Below are 17107 nucleotides of genomic sequence, written 5' to 3'. Positions count from 1 at the left end.
AAAAATTATCCTCAGTTTTATTTACGGGTTTTAATTGCAGTAGATAGCATATCAAGCATTTGAACAGTGTCATTCCAACCAATACAAGGGTCGGTAATTGATTTTCCATATTCAAGGTTGTTGATATCGGTCATAGGTTGATTGCCTTCTTCAATAAAGCTTTCAGCCATGATCCCTGCAACATAAGTGCTTCCAGATATGATTTGATCACAAATATCTTGCGTGACTTCGAGCTGTTTACGGTGCTGTTTTTCACAGTTTGCGTGGCTAAAGTCAACAATTAGACGCGCAGGTAAATCAAACTCTGCAAGCTTGTTGCATGCGGCTTCAACCGATTGCGCATCGAAATTCGGCCCAGTGTCACCACCGCGAAGAATAATGTGCCCATACGGGTTACCACTGGTGCGATAAACCGTCATACGACCATTCTTATCTGGAGAGTAGAAGTAGTGAGATGCATGCGACGCGCGAATAGCGTCAATGGCAATTTTTACGTTGCCGTTGGTACCATTTTTAAAACCAACAGGACAAGATAGCGCAGATGCCATCTCACGGTGGATTTGCGATTCAGTTGTACGTGCACCAATAGCACCCCAAGTGATTAAATCAGCAATGTATTGACCTGTGATCATGTCAAGGAATTCAGTCGCTGTCGCAAGCCCTAGCGTATTAATATCAAGTAAGAGTTTACGTGCTTTGTGCAGCCCAGCTTCCAGTGCATAAGAACCATCTAGGTTTGGATCAGTAATCAGACCTTTCCAACCTACCACCGTGCGCGGTTTTTCAAAGTAGGTTCTCATGACGATAAAGAGCTCTTTTGAATATTGCTCTTGGATAGAACTTAGACGTTGAGCGTAGTCTAGAGCGGCATCGGTATCGTGAACAGAGCATGGTCCAACAATGACCAAAAGTCGATCATCTCGACCAGTAAGAATATCTTCAATTTGTCTGCGAGACTGAGCAATACGTTCAGCAACATCGTCAGTGATAGGGTAAGCACTTCCAAGCTCGGCTGGAGTCGGCATAGGCCCAAGTGCTTGGGTTCTCAATTCATCAGTTTTTAATGGCATGTGATTGCTTGTCTTTTATTGCGAAGCGGTAAAGATAACGGAATTATTCTTAGGAATAAACTCTTTAGAGGCAATCTTATTGGTCATTCGTGGATTAATCGGTGCTTTATTGTTGAGTTAGAGCTAAATCATGGTGTTTTGCTTGAATTCACTTGGCGCTATCGGTATTTTCCTCAAGGTAATAAATCAAATATCGGAGCCATAATGAAGCAAGTCGATCAAGGTACTATTCACCCAGAATTTAAACTTGGGGATGTGTTGCCTTCATACGCAGACAGTCAAGATTCGGACTACTTATATGTTTCTCTATCAGAGCTAATGATGGAGAAGGTTTTTTATCACCCATCGATTGCTCAGGTTAAAGGTGATTTAACGGATATAGAAGTTGGCGCTCTTGATGCGATTTTGTTTGGCGAGAGTGTTGACGAGCATTTTGTGGAGACCTTGTCATCTGAGATCTTAATGGCTAAAACAGACAAACATGATGTAGTGAAAGTCTGTTTAAGCAGCAATGATAGCTACGCATTTCGATCATTACTTGGTGGACAAGTGGAAGAAGATGAAATCAACCCTTCACTTGGCCTAAGAGGCGTGTCTCGTTTTGTCTCTGATGCATATTCACATGCATTTTCATTAGAGTGCAACGTTATTAAATCTCTCGTTGAGAAAGGGGTGAATGTTGATGTTGTCATTCCATTTGTCCGCACTCTTGATGAAGCGCAACAGATCATAGAACAGCTGAAAAGCTTAGATATTTCGAGTCAGAACGAGGCAATAAACCTCTGTTTTTCGTGCGATGTTCCGTCTTCGGTAATGCTTGCTCCTCGGTTATTAGAGTTATTTGATGGTGTCGTAGTGAATGTTGAACATTTGACTCAATTTACCTTGGGTGTAGATAAAGCCAATGAGACGAATGAACATCTGTTTGATCCACAGAATGATGCGGTCTTAGATATGTTGTCATTGGTAATTGAGGCGGCCCAAAAGGTTGGCAAACCAGTGCAAGTTGTAACGCAAGCATTATCAGAGTATCCCGAGCTTCAAAGGCATCTACTCAAATATCAAGGCTTGAATGTTGTAGTGACAATGTAACGTTTTGGCTAATGCCTAGTTCGTAATGGTAGCTTATAGACTCTTAGATTGATGAATAAAAGGGCTATCACTACCATCAAGTTTAAAAAGCGAAGGAGATATGAACTGCTGTTTATATCTCCTTTTTTTAACATTTCTTTGACAATACCGTTTTTCTTCGCTTAACTGGTCTGACAACTTATTCTAATAGTGAGTCGATATGTTATCCCCGTTGCAAAAAGCGAATATGTACTTAAACCTCTTTGGTTTCTTTAAGGTGCCAATGATTTGGTTATGCCACCCGAAACTATTGGTTCTGAATGAACGCAGTGTCGAAGTAAGGATCCCATTAAAGCGACGGACTAAAAATCATCTTAGTAGTATGTATTTTGGTGTGTTGGCCGTTGGTGCTGACGTGGCTGGCGGGTTCCTCGCAATGGAGAAAGCCCAGCAGCGAGGAGAAAAAATCTCTCTTGCTTTCAAAGGGGTTGAAGCGAAATTTTTAAAGCGCCCAGAAGCTGATGTTCACTTTTATTGTGAGGATGGCGATTTGATTGATCAAATGCTAGATGAAACCATAGGTAGCGGAGAGAGGGTAAACCAAGATGTAAAAATCACTGCCACTTGTCCAAGTTTGCATGGTGATGAACCCATGGCAGAATTTTTATTGACCCTCTCTTTGAAGAAAGTGTCCAGTTAGCTCAAAACTAGCGAGCTAAGAAAATAACAAGCTCAAAGAAAGCGCTTAGTTTACAAAACACAAAGCACTTAGCTTACGTTGACTTGTTCAATATCGACGATTTTTGAGCGATTCATGATGATTTTCCAGCGATAATAATTCGGTTCACCATCATGGTTGTTCTCTTTAATGATTAAGTTGAGCAAGTGCCTTTTTTCGACTGACTCTTTACTGACTTGACCTTCATTGAGTTGATAGATTTTGTTTGAACCCTTATCCATGAGTCGAGTTAACTCTCTAAGACTGACTTGGATCGTTTCGCGTGTTTCTTCGTAACCACTCATAAATCTTGACGTCGACATCTCTGTCTGTGAACGATAATGCAATATCTGCTCTTCACGTTGAACGACACGTTTTCTTCTGATCTGCTGGATACGGTCTGCTAATTTTGAAAAGCTGGTGTAATCAAGCCACTCTAGTTTCTGTCCAACCGCTTTGTTTGTTGTCGGGTCGTAGTATCGGCGTTTCCATTTAGGCTTGCCTTTACGCATCCAGCGCCAAAGAATATCACGCAAATCATCTTTGAATATTTCACGTAACGCATAGATAAACGACATCGCAACGATGAACGATGCGGTGATTTCACCGAGGAAGTCTCGCGCAACGATGGCGATGGTGGTAACAAAAACCATAACCAAACCTGTCGCCACACCTTTCACCGCACGTTTAACATTCTTACCCATAGAGATGGTTTTTTCTTTTAAGATGATTGGGTGTTCTATCAACCTGCGCAATAGACGCATTTTATTACTTAATCGCGTCACATCTTCACGAACTTTTTTCGAGTTGTAATCGTTTAATTTACGGTGAACGGTCTCTTTTTCGCATAGAACAATGAGACGTTCCTTGATAGTTGAGTACTCATTACCCCTAGGCATATGAGCGACTAAGGAGAGAAAGCGTTGTTCTGTATACCAAGAAAGGTAGTTATCTACATTGGCATAATAGCGTTTCAAATTCTCTTCAAACGGAATACCACGGCGTAAACGTTTTAATATGTCTAAAGCAAGTTCGATTACTTCATCTACTTCTTCAGCCGAGACATCTTCTCGTTCGGTTTTGTTTAAGCTATTTACCGCCTTATCGAGGGCAATCACATATTGATAGGCGAATAAGCTCAAGCTGACACGGTACTGAGTGGTAGATAAGCGCCCGCGTTTTGCAAGTCGGCTATGAACAAGCGGCAACAGCGTTTTATCACTATAGTAGGCGCGTTTCTGAGTCATGGCATTGAAGTAAAAGCCACTCTCAGACAGAACTTCAGGAGTTAAACCCAATTCACCAGGGACAAAAAGATACATATCCATGTCTAATTTTTTAGTTTTAGCCATCGCATGGTTAATTTTGAGAGTAATAGCGTCATGTTTGTCGACGGTGATCAACGATAACTCCTTACAGATATGAAATTTATGAGTGAAACTAGCGAAAGGATACCAGAGATCACGTATAATCACCGCAAATTTGAAAAGAGACAATTTTGATGATTAATGTTGGTCAAATAAACAGCTTAAAAGTGGTAAAACTGGCAGATTTTGGGATTTTCCTGGATGCTGACGATTACGGAACGGTATTACTGCCTAAAAAGTTTGCTCCTGAAAATGCTGAAATTGGTCACATGCTTGACGTATTTCTGTTCATTGATTCTGATAGCCAGTTGGCTGCGACTACAGAAACACCTATCGCGCAGGTTGGTCAATGGGGATTAATGACGGTCGAAGGCGTAAACAGCACGGGCGCATTTGTTAGTTGGGGTGTGAAAAGTAAAGATCTTCTGATCCCATTCAGTGAGCAGCGTGGGCCGTTACGCGAAGGCCAAACTATTTTGGTTTATGTGTATATTGATAAAGCATCAAGCCGTATTGTTGGTACAACAAAGTTTAACAAGTGGTTGGATAATACGCCTGCTAGCTATGAACGTAATCAGCAAGTTGATTTATTAGTCGCTGAGCGCAGTGAGCTTGGCTACAAGATGATTATTAATGGCGAACACTGGGGAATGATCTTCCCTTCAGAAGTGATCGGTAAGTTGTTTATTGGTAAAAAACTGAAAGGCTACATCAAAGATGTGCGTGAAGATGGCAAGATCGATCTTTCTTTGCAGAAAATTGGTGTTGCTAAGATGGACGACTTGAGCTTAAAAGTTTTAGATTTACTAGCGAAACGCGATGGGTTTTTACCATTGAATGATAAATCATCACCAGATGCGATTTTCTCTGCGTTTAGAACAAGTAAAGGTACGTTTAAAAAGACAATTGGCGGTCTTTACAAGCAGGGTAAAATTACCATTGATAAAGACGGTATTAGACTCGTAGATAACGAAGAGTAGTGGTAAGCCACTATAACTTCTGCTTTTGATGTTCAATTAACGCAGCTGATGAACTTGTTTTCTCGGTTATAAAAAAAGACCCAAAACTGATCCCGTTTTGGGTCTAGGGGAAGCAGCTCATGTTGATCGAGCCTGCGTTAATTATGTCTTTAAAGCATGTTACTTGTGACAATTTACTTTTAAAATATCTGTATCTGTATCTGTATCTGTATCTGTATCTGTATCTGTATCTGTATCTGTGAGCCTAACTTACGACTCTGTGAAACATTGTTGCTTTGTTGCTGTACTATTGAGAGAAATGAGAGTCATACGGTTACTTAAAACTAACTATCATTTCGGTGAATAAAATAAGTGTAGTACAGCTTAGCGAATTTGCTAGTATTTTGAGAAAATCAGGCTAAAGGTCGAGTTTAGACCGTAATTAAAATAGATTTTTATCACGTACAAGTTCACGTGGTAAGCCATTTTTCACTCGATTGCCCACCCATTTACCGAGTCCAATGACATCGCTTTCTAGCATAACAATCACTTCGCCTTGACCACTTTGATCAAGGGGTCTCACATCTCTGCCCATATACCATTCACGAGCATCATCAACTGAAAGATGCACAGTTTTGGCTTCATTACCGGTGGCTAGGGTCGTCGCTACTTGGTGCTGCCAACGGAATCCTTTCTTATGCGTTTCAGCAATTTTAATTCCCATGCGTGAGAATCGAAGTTCTCCAATCATTGGTTCAAGTGCATTTGGGAAAAGCCAAACATCTTTATCACGCAACCAAACTGAAGAGTCGGTAGGAAGATCAATATCCAGTGTTTTTGCTAGCTGATCACGGACATCCGATTGAATTTTCGCTGTCGCTTTTTCAAAAGGAAACTTACCCATTCTTTTTTTAACTTCAGGAGGAGTGACGCTGGATACTTTACGAATGCGAGCAACAAAGAAACCTTCGCTATCATAAATTTGTGGGAAAATGTGCAAGAAACCTTCTTCCGTTAATGCTGCTTCTGCATCATCAAAAAGGTTCGCCAGTGATTCAAACTCAACGGCATCACCAAAGGTTTGTTTTAAATGGTGACAAACATGTTGGTTCTCTTCCAAGCTCAAGGTACAGGTTGAATACACCATAATTCCACCTGTTTTTAAGGCGTGAAAGGCACTTTCAATTAAGTCTCTTTGGGTGTCACCAATCGCAATTACAGAATCACGACTCCAGTTCTTCATTGCATCAGGATCTTTTCGAATGGTGCCTTCACCTGAACAAGGTGCATCAAGAAGAACCGCATCGAATTGCTCGGGTAGCCAACCGCCGAATACTCGACCATCAAAATTACTTAATGCGGCATTTCTAACACCACAACGTTCAATATTGGCGTGCAAGACTTTGACTCGGCTTGCTGAATATTCGTTGGCAACAAGTACGCCTTGATTCTTCATTAATGCGGCTACCTGAGTGGTTTTCGAACCCGGAGCCGCTGCCATGTCCAAGATCGCATTAAACTCGTCATCTTCTGCGTTAAACATTGCAGACGGTGGCATCATGGAACTTGCTTCTTGGATGTAAAAGAGTCCCGCCATGTGCTCTGCGGTATTTCCCAGTGGTACCGAAGTTTCATCAGCATCGATCCAAAATCCGGTATCGCACCAAGGAACTGGAGATAGGGTCCACTCTTTTTGACGTGCTCGCTCAATGAAATCTTCGACAGAAATTTTTAAAGTGTTAACACGAATACTTTTGCGGAGCGGTTTCTTACACGCAGAGATGAAATCTTCCATATTTAAATGGGACGGCATGATCGCTTCGATTTCACGAAGAAAATCGTCAGGCAGCTTTATATTTGGATGCAATTGAGTGTCTCTGAGTCTTTAACGGAATAGGGGATTTTAATTCAATTTTAGGTAGGACTAAACAAAAATGCAGCCGTTAAGCTGCATTTTCTGTTCATTTGTTCTAAGGCTTAGGGATAGCGGTTCGCCAGTTCGACCATTCTTCGTCAGCCTGTGGGTATAAGTAGAATGATTGACCCTCTTTTGCAATGGGTTGAAGCTGTTTCTGTTCCGGGGTAGAGAACGTAATCCCACCACGAACTAAACTGTCAACTGTGCCTGTTTTGATGTTAGCTCCGGATAAACCAATAGAAACATCAATCCCAGAGACATTCCAAAAGACGCTATTGCTCCGAACTAAGTAGGCGTAATCCTTATCTATTTCGACTTCAGAGATAACACGATCGGCAAACTGGCCAAGCTGAACAGACGTTACTTTTCCAATGGGTATTTCTCGGTACAAAACAGGGGTACCAACTTTCACTGACCCACGGGTTTCACTTTGTAAGCTGAATGAAACTCCTGAATCTTCTGGTGGAGCAGAGCTTAACTCGAAGGAGTAGGCTGGCTTGCCATGACCTGGTTCTACTTTGATGTATTTCGTCACAAGAGACGATATATTCTTAATTCCGTCTAAACCAATTTCCGGTTCTGCGACCCAAAAGTGGGAACCTGCTAGGGTAATATTGTTGACAAATTCAGGCAAAATACGAGCCGTCACTTCGACCTTACTCTTTTTGAATAGAGGGACAACTAAGGTCACTTCCCCTACGGTAACACCTTGGAATTTAATTGGCGTTCCTTTGGTTATTTCTTGCTGCCCGTTGGTCATTAATGTAATGACTCGGCCAAATTTTCTCGCATGTTTATAGCTGTTGTATAACTTCCAATTATCGCTGATCTTATTGTCGATACCGGGAAGTGAGTCAAATGCAATGCCACCTTGAATTAAACTTCTTAATGGTGCAGCTTTGATACTGATTCCTGACAAAGAGGCATCGACTTCAACGCCAGAACGGTTCCAAAATACAGTTTGATTAGTGATAAGGTGTTTATATTTGTTTTCAATTGTCGCCTTAATTTTTACACCACCATCTACGAGATAAAAATCCGACACACTGCCGACTTGAAGGTTGCGATATAGTAATGGACTGTCTTTAGAAATAGAGGGCAGTTCAGTTGAAAACAGAGTAATACTTTGAGACCCCGATTGGTTGTATTTAGCCAATTCTGAGAGTGATTGGCTTTGATAAAGGGTATACGATTCTTGTTGTGTATCCGAGCCTTCACTGATAAAACTGATTGATCCACTCAGTAACTGTTTAGCTGGTGGAACGGTGATACTTAAACCCGATCCGGTTAGCTCAGCAGTTGCACTTCCAGTAATAAAGAATCGGTTTCTTGATTTGATTAAATGAGCATAATGGTTGTCGATGAGCGCGTCCATTGAGACATTTTTGTCGTTTAATCTTACGTCTATCACTGAACCGACGGCGATCCCTTTGTAAAGAATTCGTGTGCCAACTTCTAAGCCAAAAGAGCTATCCGCGGTGAGTTTTACCGAGATTGATTTTTCTTGTTGTTGGCTAAATTGAGTTTTTCTAATCGCCGTAAATTGACGAACTTGATCTCCCGCCCCAGGCACTATAGTTAGAAAGTTTCCTCGTACTAGGTTCGCGATGTTTTCAACGCCAGTGAGGGAAACTTTCGCCTCTTCTAAGATGAATTTACTGCCAGCCGTTAGCATGTCGCTGAAAGCGGGTTCTATCGCTGCATTGGCAATAATTTGCTCGCGTTCATTGCTTAGTGAAAGATTCGTAATCTGCCCAATCTCAATACCTCTGTACACAATAGGAGCACCAGTGGCACTGACTTTGTTTTCATCGGGTAGGGTGATTTGGATTGGGATACCACGACCTGCGGTTTTTAGATCTGGATACAGTTTGAATTGAGTATGCATGGTGACAGTTTCACCAGCATCTGGCGAGTCTACCGCTATAGAACCACCGAGTACGGCACTAAGGCTTTCTAATCGGACATCTATCCCATTAAAGCCAATGCTTGTTCCAATCCCACTCACATTCCAAAAGCGACTTTTAGTAGTAATGATATGACTAAACTCATCTTGAATAGAGGCTTGAATTAAGACAGATTCGGATTTTTCATCAAGCTTGTAACTAAACACTTCACCAATTGGGATTTTCTTATAAACAATTTTTGAACCAATGGAGATACCGCCAAGATCTTTTGATTTAAGCGTAACGTTTAATCCTTTTGCCGCTATCAGATCTGAGGGGGCAGATTCTAATGCCGTAAATACAGTCTCTTCTTTTGCATGAGAATCACTAGGTTGTATCGCTATATAGTTTCCAGAAACGAGCGCGTCTAAACCAGAAATACCTGAAAGCGAGGCAGTCGGTTTGACTAGCCAAAAACGAGTATCAGCATTGAGTAACTTTGTTGCTTCAGGATATATGTCAGCATCGACATAAATCCGACTAAGATCTTCTGAAAGGGATATGTCTCGTATCATGCCGACTTCAAGACCTTGATAGCGAATCGTTGTCCTCCCTGCAACAAGACCTTGAGCGTTAGAGAAGTAAATCTGAATGCGTTGCCCAGCATCATGAACCGCTTTAACCACTAACCAACCAGCAAGAAGCATAGTGATAATCGGTAGGATCCAAAGAGGGGAAATCCCTTTACTCCTTTTTATATCAGGAGCATGTGACGTTTGGGATGTAGGTTGTTTATTCATTCACTGACTCATCTTTTGACGGGCGATTATAATTATCCCAGATTAATCTTGGGTCAATGCTCTCTGCGGCAAGCATAGTTAAGATAACGACTATACCAAAAGCGACAGCGCCATAACCGGGTGTAAAGTTAAGAATTTGGTCTCTATCAACTAATGTCATCATTATTGAAATTACAAATAAGTCCATGACCGACCATTTACCGATCCATTTGACTGCAAAATAGATAATCATTCGTTGGCGGTGGTAAACGGAGCGTTTAAATTGTATACATAACAATATATAAGCGAGCCCAAGAATTTTTATCACAGGCACTATGATACTTGCCACAAAAATGATGATCGCAATCCCATACATTTCATTCCGTACTAAGCCCGCGACCCCAGAGAAAATAGTATCTTCTAATCTACGACCATTGGTTATTAGAATTGATATTGGAATTAAGTTCGCCGGAAAAATGGCTATCGAAGCAGCGATGACATAAGCCCACGTTTTTTGCAGCGAGTTCGGTTTTCTGTGGTGAAGCTTTTCGTGACAACGTTTGCACCTTTTTGATGTAGGTTGCGAAAGATGGCAAGAGTGACAATGTATCTCTTTATGCTTAAATTTATAATGGGTCTCTGACTGCCATACATCCCAGTAGCGTTGTGTGCTAACCCGGCTGACAAGCAAAACGCTAAATAGTTGAAGAAACAGAAGACCAACTAATCCTGAACCAATATAAATGTCCGAATAATCTTGTAATTTAAAGCATGAGATTGCAATGCTGACTAAAAAAACATCTAACATCATCCAGTGCTTTAGTTTTTGAATACACAAAAGTGAATAACGTAAAACTCTAAACCAACGTAGTTTTAAACCTAGATGCGCGGTTAACACTGAAGAGCACACTAGGAAAGGGGCAATGGAGCTACAGAACAAAATGAGCAATGCAAGAGAAACAAATCCCTCTTTCATTAGAGTAATCATTCCAGAAGGTAATGTAGCCGGGATCATTACGCCGACAAGTCTAATGCTGATGAAGTCAAAAAAATGTGAAGGAATAAAAAGCAGTAAACAGGTAATAGCGATGGCGAGATCACCAGATAATGAAGGAGCCTCTCCGCTGTAGAGTAAAGTGCCGCATTGCGGGCAATAGGCACTTTTCCCTTTCTTAATCTCAACGATCTCGACAGGAAGCTCACACCCATGGCAGAGCTTCAGTTTAGTCGGAAGGGTAGATTGGTGAACTAGAGTACTCATGAATAAAAGTAACTCAATAAACAATTGTTGAGCTGTTTAAGCGTGAGACTGCACGCTTCCATATAGCGTTTGATACAAACCTTGCTGTCCAACCAATTCACCATGCGTCCCCGTCTGAGATACTTGACCATCTTCTAGTACGTAAATAATGTCGGCTTGTTTAACGGCTGACAGTCGATGAGCGACAATTAATGTCGTTCTATCTTTCAAGAAATCATTGAGTGCTTTATGCAAAGCAGCTTCTGTTGCGGTATCTAATGCCGATGTCGCTTCATCAAGAATAACAAATTGTGGATTACTTAAAACCATTCTTGCTATTGCGAGTCGCTGCCGTTGGCCGCCAGAAAGTCGAACGCCATTACGGCCAATTTGAGTATCTAAACCGTGGCTCAGCTGGCTTATCACATCATGCATTTGTGCTATCTCTAAAGCTCGCCATAAAGAGAGCTCATCGTACTCTGCACCAAGAGTCAGATTATGCCTTAAGCTGTCGTTAAATAGTATAGGTTGTTGTAATACAACGGCGATTTGGTCACGAATTATATTAAAGCCTATGTCTTCTGTTGACTCTCCGTTATAGCGAATTGTGCCTGAATTTGCGCTATATACACCAATTAAGAGCTGAATGAGTGTCGATTTCCCACCACCACTAGCACCGACTAGGGCGACTTTTTTTCCTGCTGGGATGGTTAAGTTTAAGTCGTTGAGTACTTTCAATTCGTCATTGTAAGAGAAGTTAATCATCTCAATGTCGATACTGACTTCACTATCATCTGTAAAAGGATCGACCTTAGATATTGGTCTTGCTTCTTCTTCGAGTTCTAAAAGAATGTTGATGCGATTAAGTGCCGCTTTTGCGCTATACCAAGAAAATTGAATGCCTAGCAGCTCTTGAACAGGCGAGAGCATAAACCACAAATAACCAAAAACAGCAAAAATTTGGCCTATGGTCAGGTCACTAAAGAGAACCATTAGCATTGCTACTGCGCGGAATAGTTCAAATCCAAGCAAAAAAAGTAGAAACGACACTCGTCCTGCTGCTTCCGATTGCCATGCATACTTGTCAGCATCGATTCGCACTTGATTCGCTTGCTCTTTTAACTGCTCTAAAAACTCCTTTTCGCGATTGGCTGCACGAAGTTGATAGATGCCGTCTAAGGTTTCGACAAGCCGATTTTGAAAAGTTTCAAAAGATTGGTTCTCTTTTTTCTTGAGGTGCTTGACCATGCCTCCCAATTTACGAGAAAAATAGATAACGATAGGGTTCACTAATAAAATAAACAGCCCAAGACGCCACTCAAGCCATAACAAAACGCCTGCAGTGCCAATGACAGTCAATAAACTAATAACAAATTTGCTTAAGGTAGAACCAATAAATTTATCAATCGTTTCAATATCAGTAATAAGATGGGCGTTGATGCCGCCACTTCCTTTAGTTTCGTACTGTCTAATGCTAATCCTACCTAACTTATCGATCATCTTAGTTCGCATGTGGTAAGTAATGGTTTTAGACACTAACGTGAACTGCCTACTTTGCAGTATGTTGAATGCTTGGCTGAACCCTCGCATCAAAATGACAAGCAACAAGGTAAGAGCGATATAACCTGTAGGAGTTTGCATGGAAATGGGCAAGACGAGGTTCATGTACTCTAGTCCACTTGCTGGGTTGTTTAGCAATACTTCATCAACCATGAGAGGCATCAGCAAAGGGATAGGGACACTAATAAGTGTTGCCAATAGAGCAATTGCGTTGGCAAACAGAAGCTTGGGCTTGTGTTTTTTTACTTGAGTTATTAACCAAGAGCGGCTAATAGTATCATTTGAGTTGTTCATCTTGATGAGAATGAGTCCTATTAAGTTGTTGCGTGGCATTCTACGTAGATCTGACAATAATGGAAGTGTGGGATTTTTAATAAAAGGATAGTAAAGAGTACTATATGAAAATAGAACATTATGAACGCTTAACCAAACAGGCAGTCGCGTTAATAGAGTCAGAAAGTGATTTAATCGCTAATTTAGCGAACGTCAGCGCTCTTTTGAATATGGAGCTCGATGATCTTAATTGGGTAGGCTTTTACCTAATGAAACAAGATGAGTTGGTTTTGGGTCCATTTCAAGGATTACCCGCTTGTGTTCGTATTCCGGTTGGGCGAGGAGTGTGCGGAACCGCTGCGGCAACGAATACTGTTCAACGTATTTATGATGTCCACGAATTTGAAGGACATATTGCTTGTGATGCGGCAAGTAACTCAGAAATTGTTATTCCATTTTCAATTAATGGTAAAGTAGCCGGCGTTTTAGATATTGATAGTCCAAATATTGGTCGATTTAGTGAAGTTGATGAAGCTGGATTAACAAAATTGATGTCAGAAGTGGAAAACCTGCTCAATTCGCAGGCGAACAATGCATAAATTATTCTTTGACTGTGGTGTTTCGCTTGTAGGTCTCTATAATACGTAAAATATTTATCAGATTGCTCGCGGAATGACCGCATATAACCAGGAACCCACATGGAAAACACTGAAAAGTTAAAAAACAGCAAAGAAGTTATCGCATATGTTGCTGAATGTTTCCCTAAATGCTTTACTCTAGAAGGTGAAGCAAAACCACTTAAAATTGGTATTTTTCAAGATCTTGCTGAACGTTTAGCTGAAGATGAAAAAGTAAGTAAAACTCAGCTTCGTGCTGCTTTAAGACAGTACACGTCATCATGGCGTTACCTTCACGGCGTAAAAGCTGGCGCAATTCGTGTCGATCTTGACGGAAACGCATGTGGTGAACTTGAACAAGAACACGTTGATCATGCAAAAGAAGCGTTAGCAGAAAGCAAAGCTAAAGTGCAAGCTCGTCGTAAAGAGCAAGCTCAGAAAGCTCGTGAAGAAGGTAAAGCGAAACAGAAAGCGAAGAAAGCTCAACAGCCTCGTCGCCCTGCAGCGCCAAAAGCACCAAAAGTAGAAAAACCTGTTGAAACACGCACGTTAAATGCTGATGAGTTCATCACCGGCAAAGAAGTGAATGTGAACATGGGTAAAGGAAACATGGCTGCGACCATTGTTGAAATCAATAAGGAAGATGTGCGTGTTCAACTTGCAAATGGCCTTCAAATGGTTGTGAAAGCGGAGCACTTGCGCGCATAAAGGAGATACTCCTACGCATGAAATGCCGTTCAAAATTGACACTGATTGCTGCTAGCTTATGGTTAGCAGCTTCAGCTCAGGCTCTTGAAGCCAAACTAGACCAAGATGACTTGCCTCTATTAGCTCCAGAAGTTCAACATGAAACTGCGAGCAAACGAGTAACTTCTCGTTTTACCCGTTCCCATTACAAACACTTCAATCTGAACGACGATTTTTCTCAAGCAATTTTTGATCGTTATGTAGAAATGCTCGACTACAATCGAAATATTTTTACTCAAGCTGATATGGACTCATTTACTGATTGGTCAAAACAACTAGATGATCAGCTAAAGTCAGGAAACAATCAAATTGCGTTCGATGTCTATAACCTTTCTATGCAAAAGCGTTTTGAACGTTTTAAATTTGCATTGTCAGTGCTTGATAACGAAATAAAATTTGATACTGATGACTTTATTGAACTTGACCGTTCTGACGCTACTTGGCCGAAAGATCAAGCCGAAGTCGATGAGTTATGGAGAAAACGAGTAAAATACGATGCGTTGAATCTTAAGCTAACGGGTAAAGAGTGGCCTAAGATTCAAGAAATGCTAGGTAAACGCTACAATAATGCAATGAAGCGCCTTACTCAATCTCATAATGAAGATGCATTTCAGCTTTATATGAATGCTTTCGCGCGTGAAGTTGACCCTCATACAAGTTACTTATCTCCTCGCAACGCAGAACAATTCCAATCTGAGATGAACTTATCTCTAGAAGGGATCGGCGCTGTTTTACAAATGACGGATGATTATACTGTTATTCGTTCTTTGGTTGCTGGTGGTCCAGCATCGAGTAGTAAACAACTCGGTGAAGGGGATCGCATCGTTGGCGTTGGACAAGATGGCGAAGAGATCGTAGATGTGATTGGGTGGCGTTTAGATGATGTTGTCCAATTAATCAAAGGGCCAAAAGGTACAAAAGTTAATTTGCAGATTTTACCCGAAGGTAAAGATGCAAAAAGTAACGTTGTAACAATTGTCCGAGATAAGATTCGTTTAGAAGATAGAGCCGTAAAATCAGAGCTTATTGAGAAAGATGGTAAGAAAATTGGAGTGTTAGAAGTACCAAGTTTTTATGTTGGTCTTTCAAACGATACTGACAAACTTATTGTTGATCTTAAAAAGCAAAATGTAGATGGCATCATTGTTGATTTACGAAACAATGGTGGTGGTGCATTAACTGAAGCGACTGCTCTTTCTGGCTTGTTTATTGAAAGCGGACCTGCGGTTCAAGTTCGAGATAGCTACGGCCGTATCAATGTCAATAGTGATACCGATGGCAAGATTAGCTATCAAGGTCCTTTGACTGTGCTAGTGAATCGATACAGTGCTTCTGCTTCAGAAATCTTTGCTGCTGCAATGCAAGATTACGGACGAGCAATTATCTTGGGTGAAAACTCATTTGGTAAGGGTACCGTTCAACAACACCGTTCGTTGAATCATATTTATGATTTATTTGATAAAGAGTTGGGGTATGTTCAGTACACGATTCAAAAATTCTATCGAATCAACGGTGGCAGCACCCAAAACAAAGGTGTGATTCCGGATATTGCATACCCAACAGCGATCGAAGCCTCGGAAACGGGTGAGAGTGTAGAAGATAATGCGCTGCCTTGGGATAGTATCCCACCAGCAAAATACGACGTGTTACAGGGTAACTCTGAGTTGATTTCAACACTGACTACGCAACATCAACAACGTATCGAAAAGGATATGGAGTTCAACTTTATCGCTCAAGATATTGCTAAGTATAAAGCTGAAAAAGACGATAATACTTTGTCTTTGAATGAAAAAGTACGAGTAGCAGAGAGTGATAAAGCGGATAAAATTCGTTTGGAAAGAATTAACTTACGTCAGAAAAGTGATAAGCAAGAAGCATACAAATCACTTGATGATGTTCCAAAAGATTATGAATCTCCAGATGTGTACCTAGACGAGTCCGTTGCGATTATGGTCGATATGCTAAAATTAGAGAGCACTGATTAAGTTCTAATTTATAGTCGTATACTTATCGATATCCAATAAAAAGCGAGCCTTGAGCTCGCTTTTTTCATAAATTCGCTGAAAGAAATAACGTGATTTAGATCAAATTTTTAGATTTATCGTATATCTCAACCTAAACTTAAAAGAAAAGTGAGGGATTGATTATGCGCTGGTTTTTAATGTTGCTTGTTTGCGTTGGTGCCAACTTTAGTATGGCCAATGACGTGTCAGAGAAAAATAAAGATTTAACTCAATTTGATATGCCTTTGCTACTTGGAGATTGGTATTTGATCAATCCAGATTCAAATAAATCGTCTGAAAACTTTTTAGCAATAAAGTTAACTTTAGAGTCAAATTATTCATTCCAGATTGATATCCAGAAAAAAGATTACACCGTTGATCATTGGGAAGGGCTATTTGCCGCAAATGATGACACCATCATTCTTGGTTTGAACACTTCCGAACCTCAAGTTTATAATTATTCAAGCAACCATCATATGCTAAATTTGAACGGTGTAATGTTTACTAAAGCATTACCTAACGCTCTCGCTGGGATGTGGTCGAGTGAGCATTTAAGTGGCGATGATTTATTAGCAAGTAATGTTAATAAAATGGATTTACTACTACAGCCTGATTTTGTATTCCAATTCAAAGTATCTTCAGATGAAGGAAGTGAGGCCATTCATCGAGGTGTTTACTACACTGAAGGTGATAACTTAGTGTTGCTATATAAGAACGGTGAGCAGAACACAACATACCGACTTGATAGCGATAAACTGACATTAGAAAACGAAAACGGCGACATGTACGCAGTACTGAACCGCGTCAAATAAGCTAAAAATAATTCTATTACTAATATTAATATTTTTAGCCTTTAATATTAATCCTGGATGTAAATTCAGCAGCTAAACGGGGTATTT

At 40.7% G+C, this 17107-nt stretch carries 13 protein-coding genes; 7 read left to right on the top strand and 6 right to left on the bottom strand.

Annotated features, from left to right (window positions below; genetic code table 11):
- Nucleotides 1–17 precede the first annotated feature (17 nt).
- Entirely contained in the window at nucleotides 18–1070 is a 1053-nt protein-coding gene (locus tag L4C39_RS18260; RefSeq protein ID WP_261888230.1) for a 3-deoxy-7-phosphoheptulonate synthase, read from the bottom strand.
- Between the two features lie 204 nt (nucleotides 1071–1274).
- On the opposite strand from L4C39_RS18260, the gene L4C39_RS18255 reads away from it, so the two are divergent.
- Nucleotides 1275–2162 (top strand): putative PEP-binding protein, encoded by an 888-nt coding sequence (locus L4C39_RS18255; protein ID WP_429747326.1) that lies wholly within the window; start codon nucleotides 1275–1277, stop codon nucleotides 2160–2162.
- 199 nt (nucleotides 2163–2361) lie between these two features.
- Nucleotides 2362–2841: a PaaI family thioesterase gene (locus L4C39_RS18250; protein WP_113796637.1), complete on the top strand. Its 480-nt coding sequence runs from the start codon at nucleotides 2362–2364 to the stop codon at nucleotides 2839–2841.
- Between the two features lie 68 nt (nucleotides 2842–2909).
- Here the strand turns inward: L4C39_RS18250 and L4C39_RS18245 are convergent, their stop codons facing one another.
- Nucleotides 2910–4262, bottom strand: coding sequence for a hypothetical protein (locus L4C39_RS18245; RefSeq protein ID WP_429747324.1), 1353 nt, complete (start codon nucleotides 4260–4262; stop codon nucleotides 2910–2912).
- A 98-nt stretch (nucleotides 4263–4360) separates the two neighbouring features.
- Between L4C39_RS18245 and L4C39_RS18240 the strand changes: the two genes are divergently transcribed.
- Entirely contained in the window at nucleotides 4361–5206 is an 846-nt protein-coding gene (locus L4C39_RS18240; RefSeq protein ID WP_261889494.1) for a CvfB family protein, read from the top strand.
- A 421-nt stretch (nucleotides 5207–5627) separates the two neighbouring features.
- Here the strand turns inward: L4C39_RS18240 and rsmF are convergent, their stop codons facing one another.
- From rsmF to L4C39_RS18220, 4 genes are all read right to left on the bottom strand, one after another.
- Nucleotides 5628–7052 (bottom strand): 16S rRNA (cytosine(1407)-C(5))-methyltransferase RsmF, encoded by a 1425-nt coding sequence (gene rsmF, locus L4C39_RS18235; RefSeq protein ID WP_429747322.1) that lies wholly within the window; start codon nucleotides 7050–7052, stop codon nucleotides 5628–5630.
- 103 nt (nucleotides 7053–7155) lie between these two features.
- Entirely contained in the window at nucleotides 7156–9789 is a 2634-nt protein-coding gene (locus L4C39_RS18230; protein WP_429747320.1) for a PqiB family protein, read from the bottom strand.
- Nucleotides 9782–11029 carry a PqiA/YebS family transporter subunit gene (locus L4C39_RS18225; RefSeq protein WP_371711384.1) on the bottom strand — a complete coding sequence of 416 codons (1248 nt, stop codon included), beginning with the start codon at nucleotides 11027–11029 and terminating at the stop codon, nucleotides 9782–9784. Before L4C39_RS18225 ends, L4C39_RS18230 begins: the two co-directional genes overlap by 8 nt.
- 36 nt (nucleotides 11030–11065) lie before the next feature.
- Nucleotides 11066–12862: an ABC transporter ATP-binding protein gene (locus L4C39_RS18220; RefSeq protein WP_429747318.1), complete on the bottom strand. Its 1797-nt coding sequence runs from the start codon at nucleotides 12860–12862 to the stop codon at nucleotides 11066–11068.
- A 104-nt stretch (nucleotides 12863–12966) separates the two neighbouring features.
- Here L4C39_RS18220 and L4C39_RS18215 point away from each other — a divergent pair, with 104 nt between their 5' ends.
- The 4 genes from L4C39_RS18215 (at nucleotide 12967) to L4C39_RS18200 (ending at nucleotide 17020) form a co-directional block, all read left to right on the top strand.
- Nucleotides 12967–13440 carry a GAF domain-containing protein gene (locus L4C39_RS18215; RefSeq protein ID WP_017053636.1) on the top strand — a complete coding sequence of 158 codons (474 nt, stop codon included), beginning with the start codon at nucleotides 12967–12969 and terminating at the stop codon, nucleotides 13438–13440.
- 99 nt (nucleotides 13441–13539) lie between these two features.
- Complete coding sequence (proQ, locus tag L4C39_RS18210) at nucleotides 13540–14166, top strand: RNA chaperone ProQ (protein ID WP_113796646.1); 627 nt, start codon at nucleotides 13540–13542, stop codon at nucleotides 14164–14166.
- A 17-nt stretch (nucleotides 14167–14183) separates the two neighbouring features.
- Complete coding sequence (gene prc, locus L4C39_RS18205; RefSeq protein WP_429747315.1) at nucleotides 14184–16190, top strand: carboxy terminal-processing peptidase; 2007 nt, start codon at nucleotides 14184–14186, stop codon at nucleotides 16188–16190.
- Nucleotides 16191–16399: 209 nt separating this feature from the next.
- The gene (locus L4C39_RS18200) at nucleotides 16400–17020 is read left to right on the top strand and encodes a hypothetical protein (RefSeq protein WP_429747338.1); all 621 of its coding nucleotides are present in this window, start codon (nucleotides 16400–16402) and stop codon (nucleotides 17018–17020) included.
- Nucleotides 17021–17107 lie beyond the last annotated feature (87 nt).

Source organism: Vibrio clamense (assembly GCF_050337905.1).
GTDB classification, from domain to species: domain Bacteria; phylum Pseudomonadota; class Gammaproteobacteria; order Enterobacterales; family Vibrionaceae; genus Vibrio; species Vibrio cortegadensis.
Note: the sequence above shows the minus strand (reverse complement) of the source record. Positions and strands in the feature narration are given on the sequence as shown.

What these genes read in the sequence shown, in the direction of transcription:
- proQ (WP_113796646.1), top strand. Translation starts at nt 13,540, where the DNA reads ATGGAAAACACTGAAAAGTTAAAAAACAGCAAAGAAGTTATCGCATAT.
- L4C39_RS18255 (WP_429747326.1), top strand. Translation starts at nt 1,275, where the DNA reads ATGAAGCAAGTCGATCAAGGTACTATTCACCCAGAATTTAAACTTGGG.
- prc (WP_429747315.1), top strand. Translation starts at nt 14,184, where the DNA reads ATGAAATGCCGTTCAAAATTGACACTGATTGCTGCTAGCTTATGGTTA.
- L4C39_RS18240 (WP_261889494.1), top strand. Translation starts at nt 4,361, where the DNA reads ATGATTAATGTTGGTCAAATAAACAGCTTAAAAGTGGTAAAACTGGCA.
- L4C39_RS18250 (WP_113796637.1), top strand. Translation starts at nt 2,362, where the DNA reads ATGTTATCCCCGTTGCAAAAAGCGAATATGTACTTAAACCTCTTTGGT.
- L4C39_RS18225 (WP_371711384.1), bottom strand. Translation starts at nt 11,029, where the DNA reads ATGAGTACTCTAGTTCACCAATCTACCCTTCCGACTAAACTGAAGCTC.
- L4C39_RS18200 (WP_429747338.1), top strand. Translation starts at nt 16,400, where the DNA reads ATGGCCAATGACGTGTCAGAGAAAAATAAAGATTTAACTCAATTTGAT.
- L4C39_RS18215 (WP_017053636.1), top strand. Translation starts at nt 12,967, where the DNA reads ATGAAAATAGAACATTATGAACGCTTAACCAAACAGGCAGTCGCGTTA.
- L4C39_RS18220 (WP_429747318.1), bottom strand. Translation starts at nt 12,862, where the DNA reads ATGAACAACTCAAATGATACTATTAGCCGCTCTTGGTTAATAACTCAA.
- L4C39_RS18230 (WP_429747320.1), bottom strand. Translation starts at nt 9,789, where the DNA reads ATGAATAAACAACCTACATCCCAAACGTCACATGCTCCTGATATAAAA.
- L4C39_RS18260 (WP_261888230.1), bottom strand. Translation starts at nt 1,070, where the DNA reads ATGCCATTAAAAACTGATGAATTGAGAACCCAAGCACTTGGGCCTATG.